Source organism: Pseudomonas sp. ASL9 (assembly GCF_056680335.1).
In genome coordinates this window covers 2,310,566-2,335,120 of sequence record NZ_CM155277.1, presented here as the reverse complement: position 1 = coordinate 2,335,120, position 24,555 = coordinate 2,310,566, and the positions used below count along the sequence as shown (strand labels likewise).

The following is a 24,555-nucleotide window of genomic DNA, read 5'->3' as shown; positions in this document are numbered from 1 at the left end:
TCGAGCGGCTGCTCATCCGAACATAGCCGACCCCGACTTTAGCAGTGTAGGCTTGGAGTGGCCGCTTTCGGTGATTGAATGCTGCCGGTGGCTGGCAGCACTCAACTGCCAGCCTACCGGATGGAGCGTGTTGACGCGAGTGACTTGAGGTCACACCTGTGCGGCCAGCCCCAGCGCCTGACCCATCTGCACGGGGGCGCCTGCTGCAAGTTGTTCGGCCCACTTCACCTGATTTTGCCCGAACAGCACGATGGCGGTGGAGCCCAGCTTGAAGCGCCCAAGTTCAGCGCCTTTTTCCAGGTGGATCGGCGCACGGGCGGCTTCGTCGTAGCGCACGGTTTTCAGTTCGCGTTTAGGCGGTGTGACCAGGCCGGCCCAGACCGTTTCAATCGAGGCGACGATCATCGCGCCCACCAACACCACTGCCATTGGGCCGCGCTCGGTATCGAACACGCAAACCACGCGTTCATTACGGGCGAACAGTTCCGGAACGTTTTCGGCTGTGGTCTGGTTGACCGAGAAAATGCGCCCAGGCACGTAGACCATTTCACGAAGGGTCCCGGCCAGCGGCATGTGGACCCGGTGATAGTCTTTTGGTGACAGGTAGATAGTTGCGAACTCACCGCCCATGAACGGCGCGGACAGGTTGGCATCGCCACCCAGCAGTTCGAGCACGCTGAAACTGTGCCCCTTGGCCTGAAAAATCCGCCCGTGATCGATAGGGCCCAATTGGCTGACAGCGCCGTCGGCAGGGCTGAGAATGGCGCCTGGTGTTTCATCCAGCGGCCGTGCGCCAGGTTTCAGGGCGCGAGTGAAGAAGGCGTTGAAATGTTCATAAGCGGTCAGGTCTTCCACCAAGGCTTGCGACATGTCGACCTGATAACGCCGAGCGAACCAGGCGGTGAAGGCGTTCTTGAACCAGCGCACCTGACACTCGGCAATGCAGCCCGCCAGACGAGACAGCAAATGGTGTGGCAGCAGGTATTGGCTGAGAATAAACAAACGCTGTTTCATCAAAATTCCTAAAGCGAAGCATCTATAAAAAGTTGCAATTATAAAGGATGGCAAAAAATAGCCGTCGTCAGGGGTGGTCCTGAGTGGCGCATCGCCTTATTTTTCGACAGGTGTATCGGGGTGATTGCCCCATTCGCCCCAAGAGCCGGCGTAGCCTTTGACGCGCGGGTAACCCAGCGCCTTGGCCACCAGATAGGTGAAGCCGGAGCGATGATGGGTCTGGCAGTGGGTGATTACTTCTTTGTCTTTGGTAATGCCCAGATTCTCGAGGATCTGTGGCATGTCCTTACGGATACGCAGATCGCGCGACGGGTCCATGCCGGCTGTCCATTCGAAATTGACTGCGCCGGGGATGTGTCCGCCCTTGGCTGCGAGGACTTTTTCGCCTGAATATTCAGTCGGTCCGCGTGCATCCCAGATCGCTAGATCGGCGGCACCCAAGCGGCATTGCAGGTACTCGCGGGTCGCTATCGGCTCATTGTGCAAGGTCAACGGTACAGGGCCACCGACGGCTGGCGGAACAGCACTCGACAGGGGCAATGCCTCGGCTCTCCAGGCGTGCAGGCCGCCATCGATATAGTGATACTTCGAGTGGCCAATCACGTCCAACAGCCATATAAAGCGCCCGGCCCAACCACCGCCCTCGTCGTCATAGACCACGTAAACAGCTTTGGGGTTATGCCCCAGTTCACCGAACAGTGTTTCAAGCTGGGCCTGCGATGGCAAAAGGCCCGGCGCAGGTGGGTGGCCCATTTGCGTGCGTTTGGGGTCCACGAAGCGCGCGCCGGGAATGTGTCCGGTGCCATAGCTTGCGCTGCTGGTCAGGTCGACAAGAATCAGTTCTGGCACGTCAAGGCGGGCCAGGAGGTCGCTGGGTTCGATTACCAGCGGCAAACTAGAGAAGTCCGGCATACAGGTCTCCCGATAAGAAAGAAGAGGCAAATTGTAGCCTACGCGTTAGCCTTTGCGGTTGCTAAAGCTGCTCAAGGCGCGCTCGATGCATTGCGCGGTTTTACCAAAGGCCTGCACGCTGATTTCCGAGAAGGGTCCGCCGCCTTGATCGGCAAACACCAGCATCACCACCCGACCGTTGCTGCTGAGCGAGCGCAGCAGCAGATGTTCGCCGGTAAACAGCCCTTTGAGTTGACTGGGTAACAGCGCCGAAAACTGCGCGTTGTTGGCCGGTGTCAGGCGCAGTTGGGTAGGTTGAGCCATCAAGCGCTGCAACACTGTGCTTTCGCTGATGTGCAGGGTCAGGTTGGCGGCCTCCTTGTCGAGTCCGGCAATTTGATGGACGCGCAGAGCGGTCATGTTGCGATCGGTCATCAACAGCATGACGCGTTGCATCCCGCAGGCCACCAGCGCATCGCGGGCAGAGGTGGTCAGGTGCATTGCATTGTTGAAGCGACTGGGTTCGACCAGCAGCTCGGTACAGTATTTGCGCCAGTCTTGCAGCGCCTCGGCGGACGGTGGCGGCGCAGGCAACAGGCCACGGTGAATCCGCCGCGTTTCCCATGGCCAGATCAAGGCTTCTGCCGGGTGCCAAAGTCCGGGGGCCCAATGCTTGCGGGCGCTTTGTACTGCGCGTTGGTGCAGTAGCTGTTGTAATTCACCCAGGGGTTGTTGCAGATACAGGCTGGTCAACAACTGCCAGCGCAGGCTGTGCGGGCTGTTCCAGGCCTGTTGCGCCGACAGCGCGATGCCGTTGGCCAGCAGGATGGTGTTGGCGGGTTGATTGAGCCAGCGTTGCAGGGCTGGATCCGCGTCCAGCAGTTGCCGTTGGCGCAGCGGATGAAGATGGTCGTGGGCAATATGCATCACTCTGATCAGCAATCGACGTTCGTTGATCAGCAACTGATAACCCTGCCCGACCCACATCGGCAGGCGCCAGGTTTCAGCCAGCGTCAGGCACAGCGTGAGCAGGCTGATGCCGAACAGTTGCTTCTCGACGGTCAGCGCCGATTCACCCTTGTGAATCACTCGCAGCTCCCACTCCTCGAGCAGTTTGGGGTGGGCGACTGCCATTGGCCACAGCGGCGACAAGAACAGCATGCTGCCCCAGTGAATGTCTTGCCAGAGCCGCGCCATTCGGCCGCCGAACAGTCCGTTGGCCTGCTGCGTCGCATGTTGGCTAATCAGCTGTAATTGACGCAGGGCCAACGGAATGTCCTGCAGCTCCAGCGCAGGCAGGCGGTGAAGCAACTCTTCGGTATGCTTCAAGCCCAGACGGTTGATCGCCACCTCAAGACTTTCTGCCGGTTGCGTCAAGCCGGTGCTGTGGTGATTGGCTTCGCGCAATACACTGAGGACCAGCGACGGGCTTTCCTGCATCAGGTCTGCGATGTCGCGTAACGAGCGGCGGCTATCGGCCAGCGCGCCGAGTACACGGGTGTGGCTGGCGATCGGCACCGGCAAGCGAATACCTTCCAACTGCTTGAGCCAAGCATCGAGGCTACGCGGAACGGGAAGCTGTGCTGAGGTTTCTGGGGGCATGCAAGAGGCCTGTACGGCGATGATGGCAATATAATATCGGATGCCGGTTCAAGGACAGATTGGTACCATACTGCCCGCTACACGGGCCGAACTGGCTTTTCGCCTTAACTGGCTATAGTCTGGCCCACTTATGCCGATAAGTAGAAGAAGAGTTTAAAGAACTTCCGCTCATGACCTCGAACCCGACTCAGTAAGAATTCTCTATTTATGGCTAAAATTATCGGCATCATTGTCGTCTTCGCGAGCGTGCTTGGCGGATACGTCCTTTCACACGGCAAGATTGCAGCACTGATTCAGCCTTTCGAGGTCATGATTATCGGTGGCGCGGCACTGGGTGCGTTCCTCCAGGCCAACCCCGGTTACATGACCCTCCTCGTGATCAAAAAGTCGCTGAAGATGTTCAGCTCGCGCTTCAATCACGCGTTCTATCTGGAAATTCTCGGCCTGGTTTACGAGATTCTCAACAAGAGCCGCCGCGAAGGCATGATGGCGATTGAAGGCGACATCGAAGACGCCTCGGCCAGCCCGATTTTCACCAAGTACCCCGGCGTACTCAAAGATGAGCGCATGACCGCTTACATTTGCGATTACCTGCGCATCATGTCGTCGGGCAACATGGCGCCGCACGAGCTTGAAGGCTTGTTCGACATGGAATTGCAAAGCATGAAGGAAGAGTTGGAACACCCTTCCCATGCGGTCACTGGGGTTGCTGACGCCATGCCCGGTTTCGGTATCGTCGCGGCGGTACTCGGCATCGTGGTTACCATGGCTTCGCTGAGCGACGGTGATCAGGCCGCAATCGGCATGCACGTGGGTGCGGCACTGGTGGGTACCTTCTTCGGTATTCTCGCCGCATACGGTTTCTTTGGCCCGCTGGCCACGTCCCTGGCCCACGACGCCAAGGAAGAGATGAACGTTTTCGAGGCCATCAAGGCCTCGCTGGTCGCGTCAGCCTCAGGCATGGCGCCATCACTGGCTGTAGAGTTCGGTCGCAAGGTTCTGTACCCGGCGCATCGCCCCAGCTTCAGTGAGCTGGAGCAAGCGGTTCGCGGTCGCTGAGTCATGGAAAATAATCAGCCGATAATCGTCAAGCGCATCAAGCGCTATGCCGCCGGGCATCACGGCGGTGCCTGGAAAATTGCCTTTGCCGACTTTGCGACGGCAATGATGGCGTTCTTTCTAGTGCTGTGGCTGCTTTCTTCAGCCACTCCGCAACAGAAGATTGCCATTGCCGGGTACTTCAAAGATCCGGTGGGTTTCACTGAAAGCGGTACGCCTTACATCATTGATCTGGGCGGCTCACCCACGCTGGCGCCCGACAAGACCTTAAACCCGGAGGTCAAGTCCGAACCGCAGCCCGACACCACCAAGATTGAGAGCGATAAGGCTGGAACTCTGGCCGAGCAAGTCGAGCAAGAGCGTCTGGATATGCTGTTGCAAGAACTGCAGGCCAAAGTCGATGAGAATCCGCAGCTGAAGAAATTCAAGGACCAGATCCTGTTCAAGATCACTCAGGACGGTTTGCGCATCCAGATCATGGACGCTGCAAACCGGCCGATGTTCGACATTGGCAGCGCCCGCTTGAAGCCGTATTTCGAAGATATTTTGCTGGCCATGGCGGACACCATCAAAACGGTGCCGAACAAGATCAGCATCAGCGGCCATACCGATGCCACTCCTTATGCGGGTACGGGTGAGTTCGGCAATTGGGAGCTGTCGGCAAACCGTGCCAATGCGGCTCGGCGAGCGTTGGTCGCGGGGGGGTATCCTGACCAGCAAGTGGCGCGCGTTGTGGGGTATGCCTCGTCCTCCCTTTACGATCACAACAACCCGCAGAATCCTGTGAACCGTCGCATTGACATCATTGTGCTGACTAAGAAAGCCCAGCTGCGTATGGAGAGTGGTCAGGACGCACCGCCAGCGCCCGACGGGACGCCTGCACCTGCTGCCCCGGCACATGACGCACCATCGCCCGCCCGCACTGGCGTACCGGGCGCCGCAACCACTCCGGCCCCTGTCGATCCGCAAGCACCCATGCAGCCCCATGAGCTGCGGGACAAACTCAATATCTTTGAGGATGGCGTGCTGCAGATGGATAAGACCACGAAGTAGGGCTTTCCAGCACACAATAAAAAGCCGCGATCATCGCGGCTTTTTATTGTGTGCTGGAAAGCTTAGTAACTGGTTTCCGGCAAGCTGGCGATGATCGAGCGGTAGCTGTTCATCCGTTGTTGCTGAACGCGGCCTTCTTCGAGGGCCTTGAGCAGCGCACAGCCGGGTTCGCGATCATGTTTGCAGTCGCGGAAACGGCAGGTTCCGATCAAGTTGTTGAACTCGATGAAGCCGGCTTCCACGTCGGCGCGGCTGACATGGCCCAGACCGAATTCGCGAATCCCTGGGGAGTCGATCAAATCGCCGCCACGCGGGAAGTGGAACAGGCGTGCGGTCGTTGTGGTGTGGGTACCTTGCCCCGACAGCTCGGAAAGCGGGCCGACACGGGCTTCGACTTCTGGCAGCAGACTGTTGACCAGCGACGATTTACCGACACCAGACTGACCGACAAACACGCTGATATGCCCATCCAGCTGGGTTTGCAGCTGCTGCATGCCATCGCCCTGATGCGCAGACACTTCCAGCAGCGGATAACCCAATTGCCGATACACCGCCAGCAACGCATTGAGCGCCGGAGCATTTTGGTCGTCGATCAGGTCGGCCTTGTTCAACAGCAGCAGAGGACGAATCCCCGCGTGTTCGGCGGCAACCAGATAACGGTCGATCAGGTTGGCATGAGGCTCCGGCATTGGCGCGAAGACGATCACGATCAGGTCGACGTTGGCTGCAACCGGCTTGAGTTGACCGCGACTGTCCGGGCGGCAAAGCTCTGTGGTACGCGGCAGTTGCGCGACGATGACGCCGATGCCCTGATTACCCGCACGCCAGACGACTCGGTCGCCGGTGACCAGCGCCGGCAGGTTGGCGCGCAGGTGGCAGCGGAACACCTGACCACTTTGTTCGCCTTCCTGAGCTTCGACTTCGACCTGCACACCGAAGTGAGCGATCACAAGCCCGGTCTGCTCGGGGCCGAGATCACCGCCCTCTAGTGTTTCAAGGGTCTGCGATTCACGTTTGGCGGCACGGGCAGCGCGTTCGCCTTGAATCTTTTCGATGCGCCAGTTTTGACGACGATTGAGTTGGCGTTTGGCCATGGGTGTTCCGAGTCGATAAAGTAGTTGATTAGGTAAAACGCGAAGGAGTCTAGCATGGCCGGGTAAGCTAAACTGCGCACCTACGTTGAGGAGCCGCGACATGCCGAACACGCAAGAAAAATTTAGCAAACAGAACCTGATCTGGATCGATCTGGAAATGACCGGTCTCGACCCTGATACCGATGTCATCATCGAGATGGCGACCATCATCACCGACAGTGAATTAAACACGCTGGCTGAAGGTCCGGTGATTGCCGTGCATCAAAGTGATGAAACCCTGGCGCGTATGGACGAGTGGAACACCCGTCAACACGGCGGCTCTGGTTTGACCCAGCGGGTCCGCGACAGCCGTATCAGTGCTGCCGAAGCCGAAGCGCAGACCCTGGCCTTCATCCAGCAATGGGTGCCAGAACGCAGTTCGCCGATCTGCGGTAACAGCATTTGCCAGGATCGTCGTTTCCTGTATCGGCACATGCCGACGCTGGAGCACTACTTTCATTACCGCAACCTCGATGTTTCCACGCTTAAAGAGCTCGCCTCCCGCTGGGCGCCAAACTTGAAGCGATTCGAGAAAGGCGGCTCCCATCTGGCAATGGACGATATTCGCGAGTCGATTGGTGAATTGCGTCACTACCGTGAGCACTTCATTAAGGTGTGACGGGCAAACAGCAACAGGTCAGACGGGGGGGGCTTCGTGATAATTATCGCTGCGCCCTCTTTTGGTGCTTCGTCTGACTGGTTAGACTGCGCGGCTTTATCGTCTGGACACCGCCATGTTGCTGATGCTTTATCTAGTTGCCATTACTGCTGAGGCAATGACTGGCGCCTTGTCGGCCGGGCGGCGGGGGATGGACTGGTTTGGCGTGGTGCTGATCGCCTGTGTCACGGCACTGGGCGGTGGATCGGTCCGCGACGTGCTGCTGGGTCATTACCCTCTGACCTGGGTCAAACACCCGGAATACCTGATCCTGACCAGCGTCGCGGCGTTGGTGACCATTTTTATCGCGCCGTTGATGCGCCATCTGCGCGCACTGTTTCTGGTGCTGGATGCGGTGGGGTTGGTGGCATTCACGCTGATCGGCTGCATGACCGCGCTGGAAACAGGGCACGGCGTGCTGGTGGCGTCAGTCTGCGGGGTGATTACCGGGGTATTTGGCGGCATCTTGCGGGACATCTTCTGTAACGACATCCCGCTGATTTTCCGCCGCGAACTCTATGCTTGCGTGTCATTTGCGGCAGCCTGGTGCTACCTGTTCTGCCAATATCTGGAATTACCCAGTGAGCAGGCGATACTGATCACTTTGTTTGGTGGCTTTTTGTTGCGGCTGCTGGCGATCCGTTTCTGTTGGGAAATGCCCAAGTTCGTTTACAACGACGAGCCGTAAAAGCCTGGCCTCCCCGGTCTTCATCGCCCATGTTGCCTCAACGCCCATTCCACATGCTCACGCACCAGCTCTGACGGGTAATCCCGGCGGGCCTCCAGCGCTTCGAGCACGGGAATGGTCGACGGTGCATTGCCCAGCCCCACCGCCAGATTGCGTAACCAGCGCTCATAGCCGGCGCGGCGCAGGGGCGAGCCTTCGGTGTTGCTGAGAAAGGTTGCTTCATCCCACAGGAACAACTCGGCCAGCCCTGCGTTGTCCAGATTATGTCGTGGCTGAAAATCACCCTGGCTGGTGGGCCGGGCGAAGCGGTTCCAGGGGCAAACGATCTGGCAATCATCGCAACCGAACACGCGATTGCCGATCAGCGGGCGCAGCTCTTCAGGGATCGCTGTCTTGAGTTCGATGGTCAGGTAGGAAATGCAGCGTCGGGCGTCCAGCACGTAAGGGCCGACGAACGCGGCGGTAGGGCAGATGTCCAGGCAGGCCGTGCAACTGCCGCAATGTTCGCTGGTGTGTGGCGGGTCGACCGGGAGAGGCAGGTCGACGAACAATTCGCTGAGGAAAAAATAGCTGCCAGCCTTGCGATTGAGTATCAGGGTGTTTTTGCCGATCCAGCCCAGCCCGGCGTGTTCGGCGATAGCTTTTTCCAGTACCGGCGCACTGTCGACGAACGCCCGATAACCAAACGGGCCGATGGCTTGCTGAATACGCTCGGCCAACTGCTGGACGCGTTTGCGGATGAGCTTGTGATAATCGCGGCCCAGTGCATAACGCGAGACGTAGGCTTTTTCCGGCTGGGCCAGACGTTGCGCCATTTCAGTGTCGCCCGGCAGGTAGTCCATGCGCAGCGACACCACGCGCAGCGTCCCCGGCACCAGCTCTTCCGGGTGCGAACGTTTGCTCCCGTGAGCGGCCATATAGTCCATCTCGCCGTGATAACCCGCATCAAGCCAGCGTTGCAGATGCTGTTCATGCTCAGCCAGATCCAGGCCGGTAATCCCCACTTGTTGGAAGCCCAGCTCGCGTCCCCAGTCTTTGATTGATTGGGCGAGGGCGGCCAAGTCGGCGGTAATGGGCGGATCGGCAATAATAGCGGGCATACGAAGAGGAAACCGGGGCTGAGGTGCGTATAATTCTGCCAGACATCGGAGCCTATAGACGCATGTTGCCAACTAAACCCGACGCATTGTACAGCGCAGCCCACGTGCGAGACCTCGACGCCCGACTGATTGCAGCCGGTACGCCCGGCATTGAATTGATGCAGCGTGCGGCTCATGCGGCCTGGCGAGCGCTGCGCCGCCATTGGCCAGAAGCACGCGAATTGACCGTCCTGGCAGGGCGCGGCAATAACGCCGGTGATGGTTATCTGGTTGCGGCGCAGGCCCAGCGAGCTGGCTGGCAGGTCCTGGTGCTGGCGGTGGGTGACCCTGCGCAATTGTCCGGCGACGCCTTGCAGGCGCATGCCGAAGCAGTGGCGGCGGGCGTCAACATCAAGGACTGGTCCGCCGAACAGGCGCTGAGCGGCATTGTGCTGGATGCGCTACTCGGCACAGGCTTGAGCGTTGACGTGCGAGAGCCTTACCGCAGCGCGATCAATGCAATCAATGCCAGCGGTCTGCCAGTCGTGGCAGTCGATATCCCTTCCGGCTTATGTGCCGATACCGGCAGAACGCTTGGCGTTGCCGTGCAGGCTCGGCTTACGGTGACCTTTATCGGCCTGAAACTGGGGTTGTTCACCGGCGATGCTGCGGACCTGGTGGGCGAGTTGGTATTCGATGACCTGCAGGCCGATCCACTGATCGTCGCGCAAACACCCGTCAGTGCGAAACGTCTGGATACCTTTAATCTCCCGCGCCTGACTGCTCGGCCTGCAACGGCGAACAAGGGCATGTTCGGTCGCGTGCTGGTGATTGGCGGCGACCATGGTTTTGGTGGTGCGGCCCTATTGTCGGCAGAAAGCACCTTGCGCAGCGGTGCCGGCATGGTCACGCTCGCGACCCGCAGCGAACATGTACCACCCGCCCTGATGCGCGTCCCCGAGGTGATGAGCACCGGCATCAGCTCTGCCAATCAGTTGCGCGCCTTGATCGAGCCTGCGGCAGTGTTGGTGGTGGGGCCAGGTTTGGGGCAGGCCAGTTGGGGCCGCAGTCTGTTGTCGGCGGCGGCCAATGCCCTGCGGCCGCAAGTGTGGGATGCCGATGCGCTAAATCTGCTGGCCCGCGATTTCGTGACCCTGCCGCCCGATAGCGTGATTACCCCGCATCCAGGCGAAGCGGCGCGTCTGCTCGGCGTCAGCACCCAGGATATTCAGGCGGATCGTCCAACTGCGGCGCATGCGCTGGCGCAGAAATACAAGGCGGTTGTCGTCCTCAAGGGCGCGGGCAGCCTGGTTGCCAGTGTCGATGGGCGGCTGGCGTTATGTGATCGCGGTCACCCTGCGATGGCCACGGCGGGTTTGGGCGATGTGCTGGCGGGACTGATCGGCGCGTTGATGGCGCAGAAGCTGCCCGCGTTCGAGGCAGCGTGCCTGGCGGTCTGGTTACACGCCAGCGCGGGCGAGCGTGCAGGGCAATTGGGCCGAGGGCTGGCGGCCAGTGATGTTATTCCAGCCATTCGTCAGTTATTGGAGGAGCAGTCACCGTGTCTGAACTAACGCTGCATTTGGCCAATGAAGACGCCATGATGAGCTTCGGTTCTCGTATCGCCCAGGTGACCGAAGGGCTTGGGGTTATTTTTCTGGAAGGCGACCTCGGTGCGGGTAAAACGACCCTGTCCCGCGGGATTATCCGGGGCTTTGGGTATGTCGGTGCGGTCAAAAGTCCGACCTTTACCCTGGTCGAACCCTATGAAATAGGACCGGTGCGGGCCTTTCACTTTGATCTGTACAGGCTGGTCGATCCTGAGGAGCTAGAGTACATGGGTATCCGTGATTACTTCGACGGGAGTGCGCTTTGCCTGATCGAGTGGCCCCAACGTGGTGCAGGTTTTTTGCCAAAGCCTGACCTGACCATTACCATTGGGACGCATGCGGAAGGTCGATCACTGACTTTGAGCCCGGAAGGCTCGCGTGGCGAAACCTGGTGTGCCGCTTTGGCTTTGGAATTCAAATAAATGATGGGGTTAGGTATGCGCATGCGCGCGCTGGTTACTGTTGTAGGTCTGCTGCTGACGGCACTGGCTGTCGACGCGTTAGCCGCTACACAGGTACGAAGTGTTCGCCTATGGCGTGCACCGGACAACACTCGGCTGGTTTTTGACTTGTCCGGTCCGGTTCAACACAGTGTTTTCACCCTGACATCCCCTGATCGTCTGGTTATCGACATCAATGGTGCAACGCTGGCAGCGCCCCTGAAGATATCGACGGAGAATACGCCGATCATCAGCATGCGTTCTGCCCAGCGTACGCCTACCGATTTGCGCGTGGTCATCGACCTTAAAAAGGCTGTTAACCCGAAAAGCTTTATCCTTGCGCCCAACCAACAGTATGGCAACCGTCTGGTGGTCGATCTGTTCGATCAGGACGCGCAAGCGAGCCCGGTCGTGCCCGATACGGCGGCTAATACGGCGCCTGCCGTGCCGATCAGTCCGGCCAAGCCTGAGATCAGGCTGGTGCCTGTCCCCAACGGCAAGCGCGATATCGTGATCGCCATCGATGCGGGTCACGGCGGCGAAGACCCTGGCGCGGGCGGTGCACGTGGTCAGAAGGAAAAAGACATCGTGTTGTCCATAGCCAAGGAATTACAGCGCCAGATCAATTCGGAGAAAGGCTACCGTGCCGAGCTGACACGTACCGGCGACTACTTTATTCCATTGCGTAAACGCACGGAAATCGCTCGCCAGAAGGGCGCTGACCTGTTCGTTTCGATCCACGCAGACGCCGCGCCTTCCTCGGCGGCGTTCGGTGCTTCGGTATTTGCCTTGTCTGAGCGCGGCGCCACTTCCGAGACCGCGCGCTGGCTGGCCGACAGCGAAAACCGTTCCGACTTGATCGGTGGCGCTGGCGCCGTAAGTCTCGACGACAAGGACAAGATGCTGGCCGGGGTGCTCCTGGACTTGTCCATGACCGCCTCGCTGTCTTCCAGCCTCAACGTCGGGCAGAAAGTGCTGAGTAATATCGGTCACGTCACGTCGCTGCACAAATCCCGAGTCGAGCAGGCCGGGTTTATGGTGCTCAAGTCCCCGGATATCCCTTCGATCCTGGTAGAGACCGGCTTCATCTCCAACTCGGCGGAAGCGGCGAAGCTCACTGGCTCCTCTCATCAGCAGGCATTGGCGCGCTCCATCAGTGCGGGTGTTAAACAGTTCTTCCAGCAAAATCCGCCATTGGGCACCTACATTGCTTGGCTGCGGGACAATGGCAAGATCGTCCAGGGGCCGCGCGACCATACGGTTCGCTCGGGTGAGACGCTGGCCATGATTGCGGTTCGTTATCAGGTGAGCGTGTCGACGTTACGGAATGCCAACAGCTTGAAAACCGATGAGCTCAGAGTGGGGCAGACGTTGGATATCCCAAGCAACACACTGGCCGCTCAGCCATGAGCGAGTCAGTAGTGGATGGCGTGATCGACAGCGGTGAGACGAATAGCAGCGCGCGGATTGAGTTGCTTAGTCCGAGGCTGGCGAACCAGATCGCGGCCGGTGAGGTGGTCGAACGACCCGCATCGGTCATCAAGGAACTGCTGGAAAACAGCCTGGATTCAGGGGCCAAACGCATCGATATCGATGTTGAGCAGGCCGGGATCAAGCTGCTGCGTGTGCGCGATGATGGCGGCGGAATCTCCTCTGAGGACTTGCCGTTGGCGCTCGCACGGCACGCAACCAGTAAAATTCGCGAACTGGAAGACCTTGAGCGGGTGATGAGCCTGGGCTTTCGGGGTGAAGCGCTGGCGTCGATCAGTTCGGTGGCACGTCTGACCCTGACCTCACGCACCCGTGATGCCGATCAGGCATGGCAGGTCGAGACCGAGGGCCGCGACATGGCTTCGCGGGTGCAGCCGGCCGCACACCCTGTGGGCACCTCCGTAGAGGTTCGCGATCTGTTTTTCAACACGCCAGCGCGTCGCAAATTTCTCAAGGCCGAAAAAACCGAGTTCGATCACCTGCAAGAAGTGATCAAACGTATGGCGCTGGCGCGTTTCGATGTCGCGTTCCATTTGCGGCACAACGGCAAAACGATCCTCAGCCTGCACGAAGCCAATGATGACAACGCTCGCGCCCGTCGTGTGGCTGCGATTTGTGGTCCGGGTTTTCTGGAGCAGGCGCTGCCGATCGAGGTTGAGCGCAACGGCCTGCATTTGTGGGGTTGGGTCGGTTTGCCGACGTTCTCCCGCAGTCAGGCAGACTTGCAGTATTTCTACGTGAACGGCCGTGCGGTGCGCGACAAGCTGGTCGCCCATGCGGTGCGCCAAGCGTATCGCGACGTGCTGTTCAACGGTCGACATCCGACTTTTGTCCTGTTTTTCGAGGTTGATCCTGCGGTGGTCGACGTTAACGTGCACCCGACCAAGCACGAAGTCCGCTTCCGTGACGGGCGCATGGTTCACGACTTCCTGTATGGCACGCTGCACCGCGCACTGGGTGATGTCAGGCCGGAAAACCAACTGGCCGGCACCGCGCCAGTGACTGCGCTGATACGCCCGACTGGGCCGGATGCGGGTGAGTTCGGCCCTCAAGGCGAAATGCGCCTGGCCAATAATCTGCTGGAGCAGCCACAGGCCGAGCCCTACGTGCGGCCTGCGGGCTCAGGCTCAGGTGCGGGTTTTCAATACCAATATTCACCCCGCACTTCCGCACCCCTGCCGACCGCCGAGGCGCAAAGCGCGTACCGCGAGTTCTTCGCGCCGCTGCCGGAAGGCGGGGCGGCACCTTTGCCGGGCTCTCAGGACGACATCCCGCCGCTGGGTTATGCCCTGGCGCAGCTCAAAGGGATTTATATCCTCGCGGAAAACGCCCACGGCCTGGTGCTGGTGGATATGCACGCCGCTCACGAACGTATCATGTACGAACGCTTGAAGATCGCCATGGCCAGCGAGGGACTGAGCGGCCAGCCTTTGTTGGTTCCAGAGTCCATCGCGGTCAGCCAGCGTGAGGCCGATTGCGCCGAAGAACACGTCACCTGGTTCCAGCTCCTGGGCTTTGAGCTGCAGCGATTGGGCCCTGAAACCCTGGCCATTCGGCAAATCCCCGCGTTGCTCAAACAGGCTGAAGCCAATCGGCTGGTGCATGACGTGTTGGCCGACTTGATGGAGTACGGCACCAGTGACCGGATTCAGGCTCACCTGAACGAACTGCTAGGGACCATGGCCTGTCACGGAGCGATACGAGCCAACCGACGTCTGGCCTTGCCGGAAATGAACGGACTGCTGCGCGACATGGAAAACACCGAGCGCAGCGGCCAATGCAACCATGGTCGTCCGACCTGGACCCAAATGGGTCTGGATGATCTGGACAAACTTTTCTTGCGCGGTCGCTGATGAGTGCTTTGCCCCCGGCTATTTTCCTCATGGGGCCCACTGCCGCTGGCAAGACCGATCTGGCCATTGAGCTGACCAAGGTCCTGCCTTGTGAGTTGATTAGCGTTGATTCGGCGCTGGTCTATCGCGGCATGGACATCGGCACCGCCAAGCCCTCCAAGGCGTTGCTGGCCGAGTTTCCCCATCGTCTGATCGATATTCTTGATCCCCTACAAAGCTATTCGGCCGCCGACTTTCGCGCTGATGCGCTGGCCGCGATGGCCGAAATCACCGCCCGCGGAAATATTCCGCTACTGGTGGGCGGGACAATGTTGTATTTCAAGGCATTGCAGGACGGGTTGGCGGACATGCCACCGGCCGATGCGGGGGTTCGCGCCCAGCTCGAAGCCGAAGCTGCGACCCTTGGCTGGCAGGACCTGCACGATCAATTGGCCGAGATTGATCCCGTGTCGGCTGCGCGAATTCATCCCAATGATCCACAGCGGCTGATTCGTGCTCTGGAAGTTTATCGGGTGAGCGGATTGAGCATGACCGCGCTTCGCGAGCAACAAACTGCGCAAAGTACTGATGCAGCCGCTTCGGGACGCCCTCAATTACCCTATACTGTCGCGAACTTGGCCATCGCTCCGGCGGATCGCCATTTACTGCATGACCGTATCGCACAACGATTTGCACAAATGCTGGAACAGGGCTTCGTTGATGAGGTCTTAGCTCTGCGCGCACGAGGTGACCTGCATTCGGGGTTGTCGTCGATGCGAGCAGTGGGCTATCGCCAAGTCTGGGATCATCTGGATGGCAAACTGACGCGAGACCAGATGCAGGAACGTGGCGTTATTGCCACGCGCCAGTTGGCCAAGCGCCAGTTCACTTGGTTGCGTAGCTGGGCAGATTTACATTGGTTGGACAGCCTGGCTTGCGACAATCTGCCACGTGCCTTGAAATACCTGGGATCGGTCTCCATATTGAGCTGATACCTTGCAATTGCCGTCTATCCTTGGGGGGTAGCGGCTTAAGCCATTTTGCTTACTATTTTTTCTATTGATCCTTAAAGGAGTGCGGCACATGTCAAAAGGGCATTCGCTACAAGACCCTTACCTGAACACTTTACGTAAAGAGAAGGTTGGGGTTTCGATTTATCTGGTTAACGGTATCAAGCTGCAAGGCACGATCGAGTCCTTTGACCAGTTCGTTATTTTGCTGAAAAACACCGTCAGCCAAATGGTTTACAAACACGCCATCTCTACCGTTGTGCCAGTTCGTCCAATTCGCTTGCCTAGTGCAGCCGAAACGGAGCTGGGCGACGCTGAGCCAGGTAACGCCTGATAGGAGTCTGCTTTGTTCTTTGAGCGCCACGGTGGTGGTGAACGGGCCATTCTCGTTCACTTGGATGGTCAGGACCCTGAGGCGCGTGAAGATCCGCAGGAGTTTCAGGAACTGGCCATTTCGGCCGGCGCCGAAACCGTCGCGTTCGTTAACGTGCCGCGTCATCGGCCAACAGCCAAATATCTGATTGGCAGCGGCAAGGTCGAGGAACTTCGCGATCAGGTCAAAGCCGAGCACATAGATATCGTGATTTTCAATCACGTCCTCACGCCGAGTCAGGAACGCAACCTCGAACGCGTTTTCGAGTGTCGCGTGCTTGATCGTACCGGTTTGATTCTGGATATCTTCGCGCAGCGTGCGCGTACTCACGAAGGCAAGTTGCAGGTCGAGCTGGCTCAGCTCGATCACATGAGTACTCGTCTGGTTCGTGGCTGGACTCACCTGGAACGGCAGGGCGGCGGTATCGGTATGCGCGGTCCGGGTGAAACCCAGCTGGAAACCGACCGACGTTTGCTGCGGGTTCGCGTGCGGCAGCTCAAGAGCCGTTTGGAGAAGGTCCGCAGTCAGCGAGAGCAGGCCCGTCGCGGTCGCAAGCGTGCCGATATTCCTTCGGTATCGCTGGTGGGTTATACCAACGCCGGCAAGTCGACGCTGTTCAATGCGGTGACCGATTCCAATGTCTTTGCCGCAGATCAACTGTTTGCTACGCTCGACCCCACCCTGCGTCGTCTTGAACTCGATGACTTTGGGCCAATCGTGTTGGCTGATACAGTGGGTTTCATTCGTCATCTGCCGCACAAACTGGTCGAAGCGTTTCGCGCCACGCTTGAAGAGTCGAGCAACTCCGACTTGCTGCTGCACGTCATCGATGCCCATGAGCCTGAACGCATGGCGCAGATCGAGCAAGTGATGGCGGTGCTTGGCGAGATCGGGGCAGAAAGCTTGCCGATCCTTGAGGTGTATAACAAACTCGATTTGCTTGAAGGGGTAGAGCCCCAGATTCAGCGTGATGCCGATGGCAAGCCGCAACGAGTCTGGGTGTCTGCCCGCGATGGTCGAGGGCTGGATCTGCTTAAGCAGGCAGTGGCTGAGCTGCTGGGCGATGATTTATTCGTTGGCACCTTGCGCTTGCCTCAGCGTTTTGCTCGACTGCGTGCACAGTTCTTCAAGTTGGGCGCTGTGCAAAGCGAAGAGCACGATGAGGAGGGTGGGAGTCTGTTGGCGGTACGTTTACCGCGTGTTGAGTTCAATCGCCTGGTAAGTCGCGAAGGAATGCAACCGCTGGAATTCATCGAGCAACACACTTTGCAATAAAAGCGTGGGAAAGCGGTTGTGCCGCGGACACAGGCATTCTGTAGCATTGGTCGGCGCGCCGTGGGTGCGTCTTTGCTTTATCAGATGGAGAGCGCTATGGCTTGGAATGAGCCGGGTGGCAACTCGAATAATCAGGATCCTTGGGGTGGTAAGCGCAAGGGCGGCGACCGCAAGGGGCCACCAGATCTCGACGAGGCCTTCCGAAAGCTGCAGGAAAGCCTGAATGGGTTGTTCGGTGGTAGTAAAAAACGTGGTGGTGGTGAGGACGGTGGTCAGCGCAAGGGCGGCGGTTTGGGTCTGCTCGGCATTGGTCTTGTCGTACTGGCCGCTATCTGGCTGTACAGCGCCATTTACGTGGTGGATGAGCAGGAGCAAGCCGTGGTGCTGCGCTTCGGCAAATACTACGAAACCGTCGGTGCCGGTCTGAATATCTACTTCCCGCCGTTCGATCAGAAGTTCATGGAAAACGTCACGCGTGAGCGTGCCTATAGCAAGCAAGGGCAGATGCTGACCGAAGACGAAAACATCGTCGAAGTGCCGCTGACCGTGCAATACAAAATCACCAACCTGAAGGATTTCGTGCTGAACGTCGATCAGCCGGAAATCAGTCTGCAGCATGCGACTGAAAGCGCCTTGCGCCATGTGGTGGGTTCCACCGCGATGGATCAGGTGCTGACTGAAGGTCGTGAGCTGATGGCCAGCGAAATCAAGGAACGCCTGCAGCGCTTCCTCGATACGTACCGTACCGGCATCACAGTGACCCAGGTGAACGTGCAAAGCGCTGCGGCGCCGCGTGAAGTTCAGGAAGCCTTCGATGACGTGATTCGTGCACGTGAAGACGAGCAGCGTTCGCGCAACCAGGCTGAAACCTACGCTAACGGTGTGATCCCGGAAGCGCGTGGTCAGGCTCAGCGCATCGTCGAAAATGCCAATGGCTATCGCGATGAAGTCGTGTCTCGTGCCAAGGGTGAGGCAGATCGCTTTACCAAACTGGTCGTCGAGTACCGCAAGGCTCCAGAAGTGACGCGTGAGCGTTTGTATCTGGACACCATGCAAGAGGTATTCAGCAACACCAGCAAGGTTCTCGTGACCGGTGGCAACAAAGGGCAGAACAACCTGCTTTATCTGCCATTGGACAAGATGATCGAAAGCGGTCGTAGCGCCACTGCTCCTGCAACCGGAGCACCTGCTACTGCCAATGAAGTCGGGGCACGTGCCGCGAGTGAACCGCAGCACGATGCGCGTTCAAGGGAGAGTCGCTGATGAGCAATAAATCGCTGATCGCCCTGATTGTTTGTGTAGTGCTGGCGGTCGTTGCCTGGAATAGCTTCTACATCGTTGCCCAGACTGAGCGTGCGGTCTTGCTGCAATTCGGTCGCGTCGTCCAGGCGGACGTCCAGCCGGGTCTGCATGTGAAGGTTCCGTATGTCAATCAGGTGCGCAAGTTCGATGGGCGCTTGATGACCCTCGATGCACCGACGCAGCGCTTCCTGACGCTTGAAAAGAAAGCCGTCATGGTCGATGCCTATGCCAAGTGGCGGGTGAAGGACGCTGAGCGTTTCTATACCGCGACCTCCGGTCTCAAGCAGATCGCTGATGAACGCCTGTCACGCCGTCTTGAATCCGGGCTGCGCGATCAGTTCGGCAAGCGCACCTTGCATGAGGTAGTGTCGGGCGAACGTGATGCGTTGATGGCGGATATCACCGCTTCGCTCAACACGATGGCAAGCAAAGAGCTGGGCATTGAAGTTATTGATGTCCGGGTCAAGGGTATTGACCTGCCGAAAGAAGTGAACCGCAGCGTTTTCGAGCGGATGAGTACCGAGCGTGAGCGTGAAGCGCGTGAGCATCGGGCCAAGGGTAACGAGCTGGCAGAAGGCATTCGTGCCGATGCCGATCGTCAGCGTCGGGTTCTTCTGGCAGAAGCCTATCGTGAGTCTGAAGAAGCTCGCGGTGATGGCGATGCCCAGGCGTCCGCGATCTACGCCAAGGCCTATGGTCAGGATCAGGAGTTCTACGGTTTCTACCGTAGCCTGCGCGCCTACCGTGAAAGCTTCGCGAACAAAAGCGACGTGATGGTGCTGGACCCAAGCAGCGATTTCTTCCGCTATCTGGAAAAATCGAAGCCATAATCGGTTCACCCGCCGGGCGGCAAAACCGCCTGGCGGGGTGATCGTTTAGGAAAACGTGTGTATGATGCGGCAGCCGGGAAAATCCCGGCTTTTTTGCGTCTGCACGATTGATTGGCCGTGGCGTGTTAAAGCGCTGGGCAAGGTTTTTCGAGGAGAGTGGTCTGTACAGCGGGTCTCGGGCCGCTCGTTCTGTTGGGCTTGCACGTACAAGCACGCCAAACATGACCACACTCTGCTTCACTCAAGGCTCGCCCTCAGGGCTGGCCGCCCGGATCATAGGGGATTGGCGTAATGGCAACGGTTGACCGCTGGCTGCTACCAGATGGCATCGAAGAAGTACTGCCGCCGGAAGCGGCGCGCATTGAAGTGGCGCGTCGTCAGGTGTTGGATCTGTTCCAGAGCTGGGGCTATGAGTTCGTCGTTACCCCGCATATCGAATACCTGGAGTCGCTGCTCATTGGCGCAGGGCAGGACCTGGATCTGCGCACCTTCAAGGTGATCGACCCGCAATCAGGCCGGCAACTGGGTTTTCGAGCCGATATCACGCCGCAAGTGGCGCGTATCGATGCGCACACTTTGCGTCGCGAAGGGCCGAGCCGTCTATGCTATGCCGGCAGCGTGTTGCATGCGCAGCCGCGGGCCTTGTCGTCCTCGCGCAGCCCTATTCAGTTGGGCGCCGAGTTGTACGGCGATGCGAGCCCGAGCAGTGATGTCGAAGTCATTAGCCTGATGTTGGCTATGCTGCAGTTGGCCGATGTGCCGGATGTGCATATGGACCTGGGCCATGTCGGTATTTACCGTGGCCTGGCGCGTGCCGCCGGTTTGTCTGGTCAGGCCGAACAGCAGCTGTTCGACGCTTTGCAGCGCAAGGCGATAGATGAAGTTATCGCGCTCACGGCTGATTTGCCGGCTGATCTGGCAGCAATGTTGCGCGCGTTGGTTGATTTGTGTGGTGGCCGTGAAGTGCTTGCGTCCGCTCGTGATCGTCTGGCGCACGCGCCCGCTCCGGTATTGGCGGCCCTGGATGATTTGCTGGTGATTGCCGAGCGTCTTTCTGTGCGCTTCCCGCAATTGCCGCTGTATTTCGATCTCGGCGAGTTGCGTGGTTACCATTACCACACCGGCGTCGTGTTTGCGGTGTTCGTGCCGGGCGTAGGTCAAATGATCGCCCAGGGCGGTCGCTATGACGATATCGGCGCGGATTTTGGTCGGGCACGCCCGGCGACCGGTTTCTCCACCGATTTGAAAACCCTGGTCACACTGGGGCGTGCGGATATCAAGCTACCGTCTGGCGGTATCTGGATGCCCGACAGTACCGATACAGCGCTCTGGCAGCAGGTTTGCCAATTGCGTAGCGACGGCCATCGTGTGGTTCAGGCGTTGCCTGGGCAGCCGGTATCTGCCGCACGTGAAGCTGATTGTGACCGGCAGTTGATTCAGCATGACGGGCTTTGGCAGTTAGTGCCGCTGGCTTCTTGAGTTTCCCTGCCGGCCGCAGCCGGCACCAAGTTTGCGCGAAAGAGGACAAGTGTTATGGGTAAGAATGTCGTAGTCCTGGGCACCCAATGGGGTGATGAGGGCAAAGGCAAGATCGTTGATCTGCTGACCGAACATGCTACCGCTGTAGTTCGATACCAAGGTGGCCACAACGCTGGCCACACCTTGGTGATCGATGGCGAAAAAACCGTATTGCACCTGATTCCGTCCGGTGTGCTGCGCGATGGCGTGCAGTGCCTGATCGGCAACGGTGTGGTGGTTGCGCCTGACGCGCTCATGCGAGAAATCATTAAGCTCGAAGAGAAGGGTATTCCGGTACGTGATCGTCTGCGTATCAGCCCTTCCTGCCCACTGATCTTGTCCTATCACGTTGCGCTGGATCAGGCGCGTGAGAAGGCGCGTGGCGAGCTCAAGATCGGTACGACCGGTCGTGGCATTGGCCCGGCTTACGAAGACAAGGTCGCACGTCGCGGTCTGCGCATTGGCGACCTGTTCCATCGCGAACGTTTCGCGGCCAAGCTGGGCGAGCTGCTCGATTACCATAACTTCGTTCTGGTCAATTACTACAAAGAGCCAGCTATCGACTTCCAGAAGACTCTCGACGAGTGCATGGAATACGCCGAACTGCTCAAGCCGATGATGCTCGACGTCACTGCTGCGCTGCATGAGATGCGCCGCGAAGGCAAAGACATCATGTTCGAAGGTGCCCAGGGTTCGCTGCTGGACATCGACCACGGTACTTACCCGTACGTGACCAGCTCGAACACGACCGCTGGCGGCATCGCGACCGGTTCGGGTTTTGGCCCGATGTACCTGGATTACATCCTCGGCATCACCAAGGCTTACACCACTCGTGTCGGTTCGGGGCCTTTCCCGACTGAGTTGTTCGACGATGTAGGTGCGTTCCTGGCCAAGCGCGGTCACGAATTCGGTGCAACCACCGGTCGTGCTCGCCGTTGCGGTTGGTTCGATGCGGTCATCCTGCGTCGCGCTATCGAGATCAACAGCATCTCCGGCCTGTGCCTGACCAAGCTCGACGTGCTCGACGGTCTGGAAACCATCAATATCTGCGTCGGCTACAAGAACGAAAATGGTGCAGTGATCGACGCACCGACCGATGCTGACAGCTACATCGGCCTGATGCCGGTTTACGAAGAAATGCCGGGCTGGACCGAGTCGACCGTGGGCGCCAAAACCCTGGAAGAGCTGCCAGCAAATGCTCGTGCCTATATCAAGCGTGTGGAAGAGTTGGTCGGTGCGCCGATCGATATCATTTCCACGGGTCCGGACCGCAACGAGACGATCGTACTGCGTCATCCGTTTGCTTGATAAACCGTTGAAATAGTTATTGGAATGCGACAAAGGGCCACTTATGTGGCCCTTTGTCGTATCTGCCTATCGGTTAGTGCTGGCGCGGCACGACGCTTGCTGTAATTATCCTCTCAAGGAGTGCCATCATTTCAGTGGCATCCGTAGTAGAGGGATAATCCTGTGTCTGCTGTCCTTTCTCTTTTACGTAGCCGCTTGTTGCGGCCTGTGTTCATTGCCCTTGGTGTCGCCCTTTTGGTGCAAGTGTTGGTGGCGGTCGCTCTGACGCGGAGCACGGTGACGGCGCTTGAGGCTGATCTGGCCGCTCGGCTAGGTGTAGATTCGCAACACTTGTCTACGGAATTGGAGCAGGCGAGTCGGGAAGTTACCTCCAGTCTGGACGGGTTGTCTTCCAGTACTCGTCAGCGTCTGAGTGCGGGCCTGTCGTCGCGTCTGAAAGATGAGCAGGTGCAGTTACGCGGGACGCTCGAAAAAAACCTTCAAGATTCGGCTAACGACATGGCGCAGTTGCTGGCGGCAGTCGCCCCGCGTGCCATGTGGGATAACGATACGCCGACCCTGTCGGAGTTTGCCCGCCGCGCTCAGCGCAATCCCAACGTATTGTTTGTTATTTATGACGATGCGCAGGGTGAGCACCTGACCCGCTACCTGAATCGTGAGAGCCCGCAGATCAAGGCCTTACTCGCCAAGGGGGAGGGTGAGCGGCCTATGGATAAAGTCCTGAGCGCCGCCAAGAATGACCCTTCGGTTTATTACGTCGAAGCATCAATTAGCCCGAATGGCGTCGAGATTGGCAAGGTGTTGATGGGCGTCTCCACGGCGGCGGTCGAGGAGAACCTTGCTGCTCTGGATAAGCGCTTCTCGGCATTGATCGTCAGCGGCGAGCAGTTGGTTTCTGACAGTCTGGTGGGGGCTGCGGCCGATAGTTCGGCGGCGTTGCGTACGCGTTTGCAGTCGGCGCAGACCGCCGCTACGGCAATGGCCGCCAATACCAGCGTTACGGTTCAGGAAGCGGCAGCCACCTTGCGCTGGCGGATCGGTCTGGGCCTGGCGCTGGTTGGTCTTGGCGTGTTACTGCTACTGGCTGTGGTGCTCGGGCGCCGGGTCGTGAGCAAGTTGCACCTGCTGATTGCCGCCCTGGATGATCTTGCGGCCGGTGAGGGTGATTTGACCAAGCGGGTGCAGCTCAATAGCGACGATGAAATCGGTGACATGGCGTCAGCGGTTAATCGCTTCGTCGATAAACTTCAACCCATTGTGCGCGAGGCGGGTGATGTGGCGCAGCGTACCGGGGTGGAAATCGGCGCCCTGAGCCTGCGTAACGCCGGGTCGGGCAAGGCGGCTGAGCTGCAGCGTGATGAGGTGGCTGCGAGCCTCAAAGCGCTTTCGCAGATGGCGGATGAGGCTCAGGCAGAAAGTAATGCGATGCAGGCGGCCTTGAAGCAGGTCGTCGACATTCGAGTGGCGACCGACGAAAACACGCGGACGTCAACGCAGGTGGGTAACTTGATCGAAGCGCTGGCGGGGCAGGTCGATACTGGCGCCAAGGTCATTGAGCGTCTGGCGCAGCAAAGCGAGCAGATTGAAGTGGTGTTGACCGTTATTCACGGCATCGCCGAGCAAACCAACTTGCTGGCCCTTAACGCGGCGATCGAGGCGGCTCGGGCGGGTGAAACCGGTCGCGGTTTTGCGGTGGTGGCGGACGAAGTGCGTGCACTGGCCAGCAAGACTCAGCGCTCTACGGGCGATATCCAGGCGCATATTGGGGCCTTGCAGCAGGGCGCCAAAGAAGCGGTGGCAGCCATTGGTCTGGCAGGTCGACAGGCAAATGAGGGTCTGGCAGTGCTGCGTAACAGCGCGAAGCTGCAATTGACGGTACAGGCGTCGGTAGAGCAGGTGCATGCCGCCATTGGCCTTGCAACTCAGGCTGCGGCGCATCAGGCGCAAGGGGCGCACGCGGTGAGAGGGCGGGTGGAAGTTATTCATGCTCAGGCTCAGCGCGCGGCTCAGGCGGTTGTGGAAACCACAGCCAGCGGTAAAGTGCTTGATGGTCTGGCGGCACAATTGAAGGCCAGCCTGGGTCAGTTCCGCGCTTAACAACTCGGAACTATTGAATTAGAAGAGGGTGTGCCGGGCGCACCCTGAGGTGGCGGCTTCTGATGGTTGATCTAGAATATCAAACGCAGAAAACACAAAACCGAGCACGAGGCTCGGTTTTGTTTGAATTGGTGCCCAGAAGAAGACTCGAACTTCCACGACCTTGCGGTCACCAGCACCTGAAGCTGGCGTGTCTACCAATTTCACCATCTGGGCAGTTCGTTGGGTTCAGCAACAGCGGTTAAGCTATTGTTTACTTTCAACTACAACAACGTTTGCCGTCGTTGTGGGC

At 58.7% G+C, this 24,555-nt stretch carries 21 protein-coding genes, 1 tRNA gene and 1 pseudogene; 17 read left to right on the top strand and 6 right to left on the bottom strand.

Annotated elements, in window-relative coordinates:
• Window positions 1–150: 150 nt before the first annotated feature.
• The 3 genes from asd to AC1ME2_RS10765 form a co-directional block, all read right to left on the bottom strand.
• Window positions 151–1,020, bottom strand: coding sequence for an archaetidylserine decarboxylase (asd, locus tag AC1ME2_RS10775; protein ID WP_480442087.1), 870 nt, complete (start codon window positions 1,018–1,020; stop codon window positions 151–153).
• Window positions 1,021–1,110: 90 nt separating this feature from the next.
• Window positions 1,111–1,926 (bottom strand): rhodanese-like domain-containing protein, encoded by an 816-nt coding sequence (locus tag AC1ME2_RS10770; RefSeq protein WP_480441023.1) that lies wholly within the window; start codon window positions 1,924–1,926, stop codon window positions 1,111–1,113.
• 45 nt (window positions 1,927–1,971) lie between these two features.
• Window positions 1,972–3,507, bottom strand: a complete 1,536-nt coding sequence (locus AC1ME2_RS10765) for an HDOD domain-containing protein (RefSeq protein WP_480441022.1) — start codon at window positions 3,505–3,507, stop codon at window positions 1,972–1,974.
• A 207-nt stretch (window positions 3,508–3,714) separates the two neighbouring features.
• Between AC1ME2_RS10765 and motA the strand changes: the two genes are divergently transcribed.
• The gene (gene motA / locus AC1ME2_RS10760) at window positions 3,715–4,566 is read left to right on the top strand and encodes a flagellar motor stator protein MotA (protein WP_480441020.1); all 852 of its coding nucleotides are present in this window, start codon (window positions 3,715–3,717) and stop codon (window positions 4,564–4,566) included.
• 3 nt (window positions 4,567–4,569) lie between these two features.
• On the top strand, window positions 4,570–5,619 hold the full coding sequence (motB, locus tag AC1ME2_RS10755; protein WP_480441018.1) for a flagellar motor protein MotB: 1,050 nt from the start codon (window positions 4,570–4,572) through the stop codon (window positions 5,617–5,619).
• A 62-nt stretch (window positions 5,620–5,681) separates the two neighbouring features.
• On the opposite strand, the gene rsgA is transcribed toward motB, so the two are convergent.
• Window positions 5,682–6,713: a small ribosomal subunit biogenesis GTPase RsgA gene (gene rsgA, locus AC1ME2_RS10750; RefSeq protein ID WP_480441017.1), complete on the bottom strand. Its 1,032-nt coding sequence runs from the start codon at window positions 6,711–6,713 to the stop codon at window positions 5,682–5,684.
• A gap of 100 nt (window positions 6,714–6,813) precedes the next feature.
• On the opposite strand from rsgA, the gene orn reads away from it, so the two are divergent.
• Together orn and AC1ME2_RS10740 are read left to right on the top strand one after the other, a co-directional pair.
• On the top strand, window positions 6,814–7,371 hold the full coding sequence (gene orn / locus AC1ME2_RS10745) for an oligoribonuclease (protein ID WP_480441016.1): 558 nt from the start codon (window positions 6,814–6,816) through the stop codon (window positions 7,369–7,371).
• A 115-nt stretch (window positions 7,372–7,486) separates the two neighbouring features.
• Window positions 7,487–8,098 carry a trimeric intracellular cation channel family protein gene (locus AC1ME2_RS10740; protein ID WP_480441014.1) on the top strand — a complete coding sequence of 204 codons (612 nt, stop codon included), beginning with the start codon at window positions 7,487–7,489 and terminating at the stop codon, window positions 8,096–8,098.
• A gap of 20 nt (window positions 8,099–8,118) precedes the next feature.
• Here AC1ME2_RS10740 and queG read toward each other — a convergent pair whose 3' ends face one another.
• Window positions 8,119–9,198, bottom strand: coding sequence for a tRNA epoxyqueuosine(34) reductase QueG (gene queG / locus AC1ME2_RS10735; RefSeq protein ID WP_480441013.1), 1,080 nt, complete (start codon window positions 9,196–9,198; stop codon window positions 8,119–8,121).
• A gap of 62 nt (window positions 9,199–9,260) precedes the next feature.
• Here queG and AC1ME2_RS10730 point away from each other — a divergent pair, with 62 nt between their 5' ends.
• From AC1ME2_RS10730 to AC1ME2_RS10670, 13 genes and pseudogenes are all read left to right on the top strand, one after another.
• Complete coding sequence (locus tag AC1ME2_RS10730; protein ID WP_480441011.1) at window positions 9,261–10,751, top strand: NAD(P)H-hydrate dehydratase; 1,491 nt, start codon at window positions 9,261–9,263, stop codon at window positions 10,749–10,751.
• Complete coding sequence (gene tsaE / locus AC1ME2_RS10725) at window positions 10,739–11,209, top strand: tRNA (adenosine(37)-N6)-threonylcarbamoyltransferase complex ATPase subunit type 1 TsaE (RefSeq protein ID WP_480441009.1); 471 nt, start codon at window positions 10,739–10,741, stop codon at window positions 11,207–11,209. Before AC1ME2_RS10730 ends, tsaE begins: the two co-directional genes overlap by 13 nt.
• Before the next feature lie 15 nt (window positions 11,210–11,224).
• Complete coding sequence (locus AC1ME2_RS10720; protein WP_480442086.1) at window positions 11,225–12,637, top strand: N-acetylmuramoyl-L-alanine amidase; 1,413 nt, start codon at window positions 11,225–11,227, stop codon at window positions 12,635–12,637.
• A complete protein-coding gene (gene mutL, locus AC1ME2_RS10715; RefSeq protein WP_480441006.1) occupies window positions 12,634–14,571 on the top strand; it encodes a DNA mismatch repair endonuclease MutL in 1,938 nt (645 codons plus the stop codon). The genes AC1ME2_RS10720 and mutL overlap by 4 nt, the downstream gene beginning before the upstream one ends.
• Window positions 14,571–15,542, top strand: a complete 972-nt coding sequence (gene miaA / locus AC1ME2_RS10710; RefSeq protein WP_480441005.1) for a tRNA (adenosine(37)-N6)-dimethylallyltransferase MiaA — start codon at window positions 14,571–14,573, stop codon at window positions 15,540–15,542. The genes mutL and miaA overlap by 1 nt, the downstream gene beginning before the upstream one ends.
• A 91-nt stretch (window positions 15,543–15,633) precedes the next feature.
• Entirely contained in the window at window positions 15,634–15,894 is a 261-nt protein-coding gene (gene hfq, locus AC1ME2_RS10705) for an RNA chaperone Hfq (protein ID WP_219062428.1), read from the top strand.
• Window positions 15,895–15,906: 12 nt separating this feature from the next.
• Window positions 15,907–17,208 (top strand): ribosome rescue GTPase HflX, encoded by a 1,302-nt coding sequence (gene hflX, locus AC1ME2_RS10700; protein ID WP_480441003.1) that lies wholly within the window; start codon window positions 15,907–15,909, stop codon window positions 17,206–17,208.
• 96 nt (window positions 17,209–17,304) lie between these two features.
• Entirely contained in the window at window positions 17,305–18,471 is a 1,167-nt protein-coding gene (gene hflK / locus AC1ME2_RS10695; protein WP_480441002.1) for an FtsH protease activity modulator HflK, read from the top strand.
• On the top strand, window positions 18,471–19,340 hold the full coding sequence (hflC, locus tag AC1ME2_RS10690; protein WP_480441001.1) for a protease modulator HflC: 870 nt from the start codon (window positions 18,471–18,473) through the stop codon (window positions 19,338–19,340). Before hflK ends, hflC begins: the two co-directional genes overlap by 1 nt.
• 291 nt (window positions 19,341–19,631) lie before the next feature.
• Window positions 19,632–20,819 carry an ATP phosphoribosyltransferase regulatory subunit gene (locus AC1ME2_RS10685; protein WP_480440999.1) on the top strand — a complete coding sequence of 396 codons (1,188 nt, stop codon included), beginning with the start codon at window positions 19,632–19,634 and terminating at the stop codon, window positions 20,817–20,819.
• Between the two features lie 54 nt (window positions 20,820–20,873).
• Window positions 20,874–22,166, top strand: coding sequence for an adenylosuccinate synthase (locus AC1ME2_RS10680; protein ID WP_480440997.1), 1,293 nt, complete (start codon window positions 20,874–20,876; stop codon window positions 22,164–22,166).
• A 498-nt stretch (window positions 22,167–22,664) separates the two neighbouring features.
• A pseudogene (locus AC1ME2_RS10675) lies at window positions 22,665–23,357 on the top strand (methyl-accepting chemotaxis protein); the annotation flags it as partial.
• A gap of 21 nt (window positions 23,358–23,378) precedes the next feature.
• On the top strand, window positions 23,379–24,263 hold the full coding sequence (locus AC1ME2_RS10670; RefSeq protein ID WP_480442085.1) for a methyl-accepting chemotaxis protein: 885 nt from the start codon (window positions 23,379–23,381) through the stop codon (window positions 24,261–24,263).
• A gap of 129 nt (window positions 24,264–24,392) precedes the next feature.
• On the opposite strand, the gene AC1ME2_RS10665 is transcribed toward AC1ME2_RS10670, so the two are convergent.
• Window positions 24,393–24,479: transfer RNA gene (locus AC1ME2_RS10665), tRNA-Leu, on the bottom strand.
• Between the last annotated feature and the right edge of the window lie 76 nt (window positions 24,480–24,555).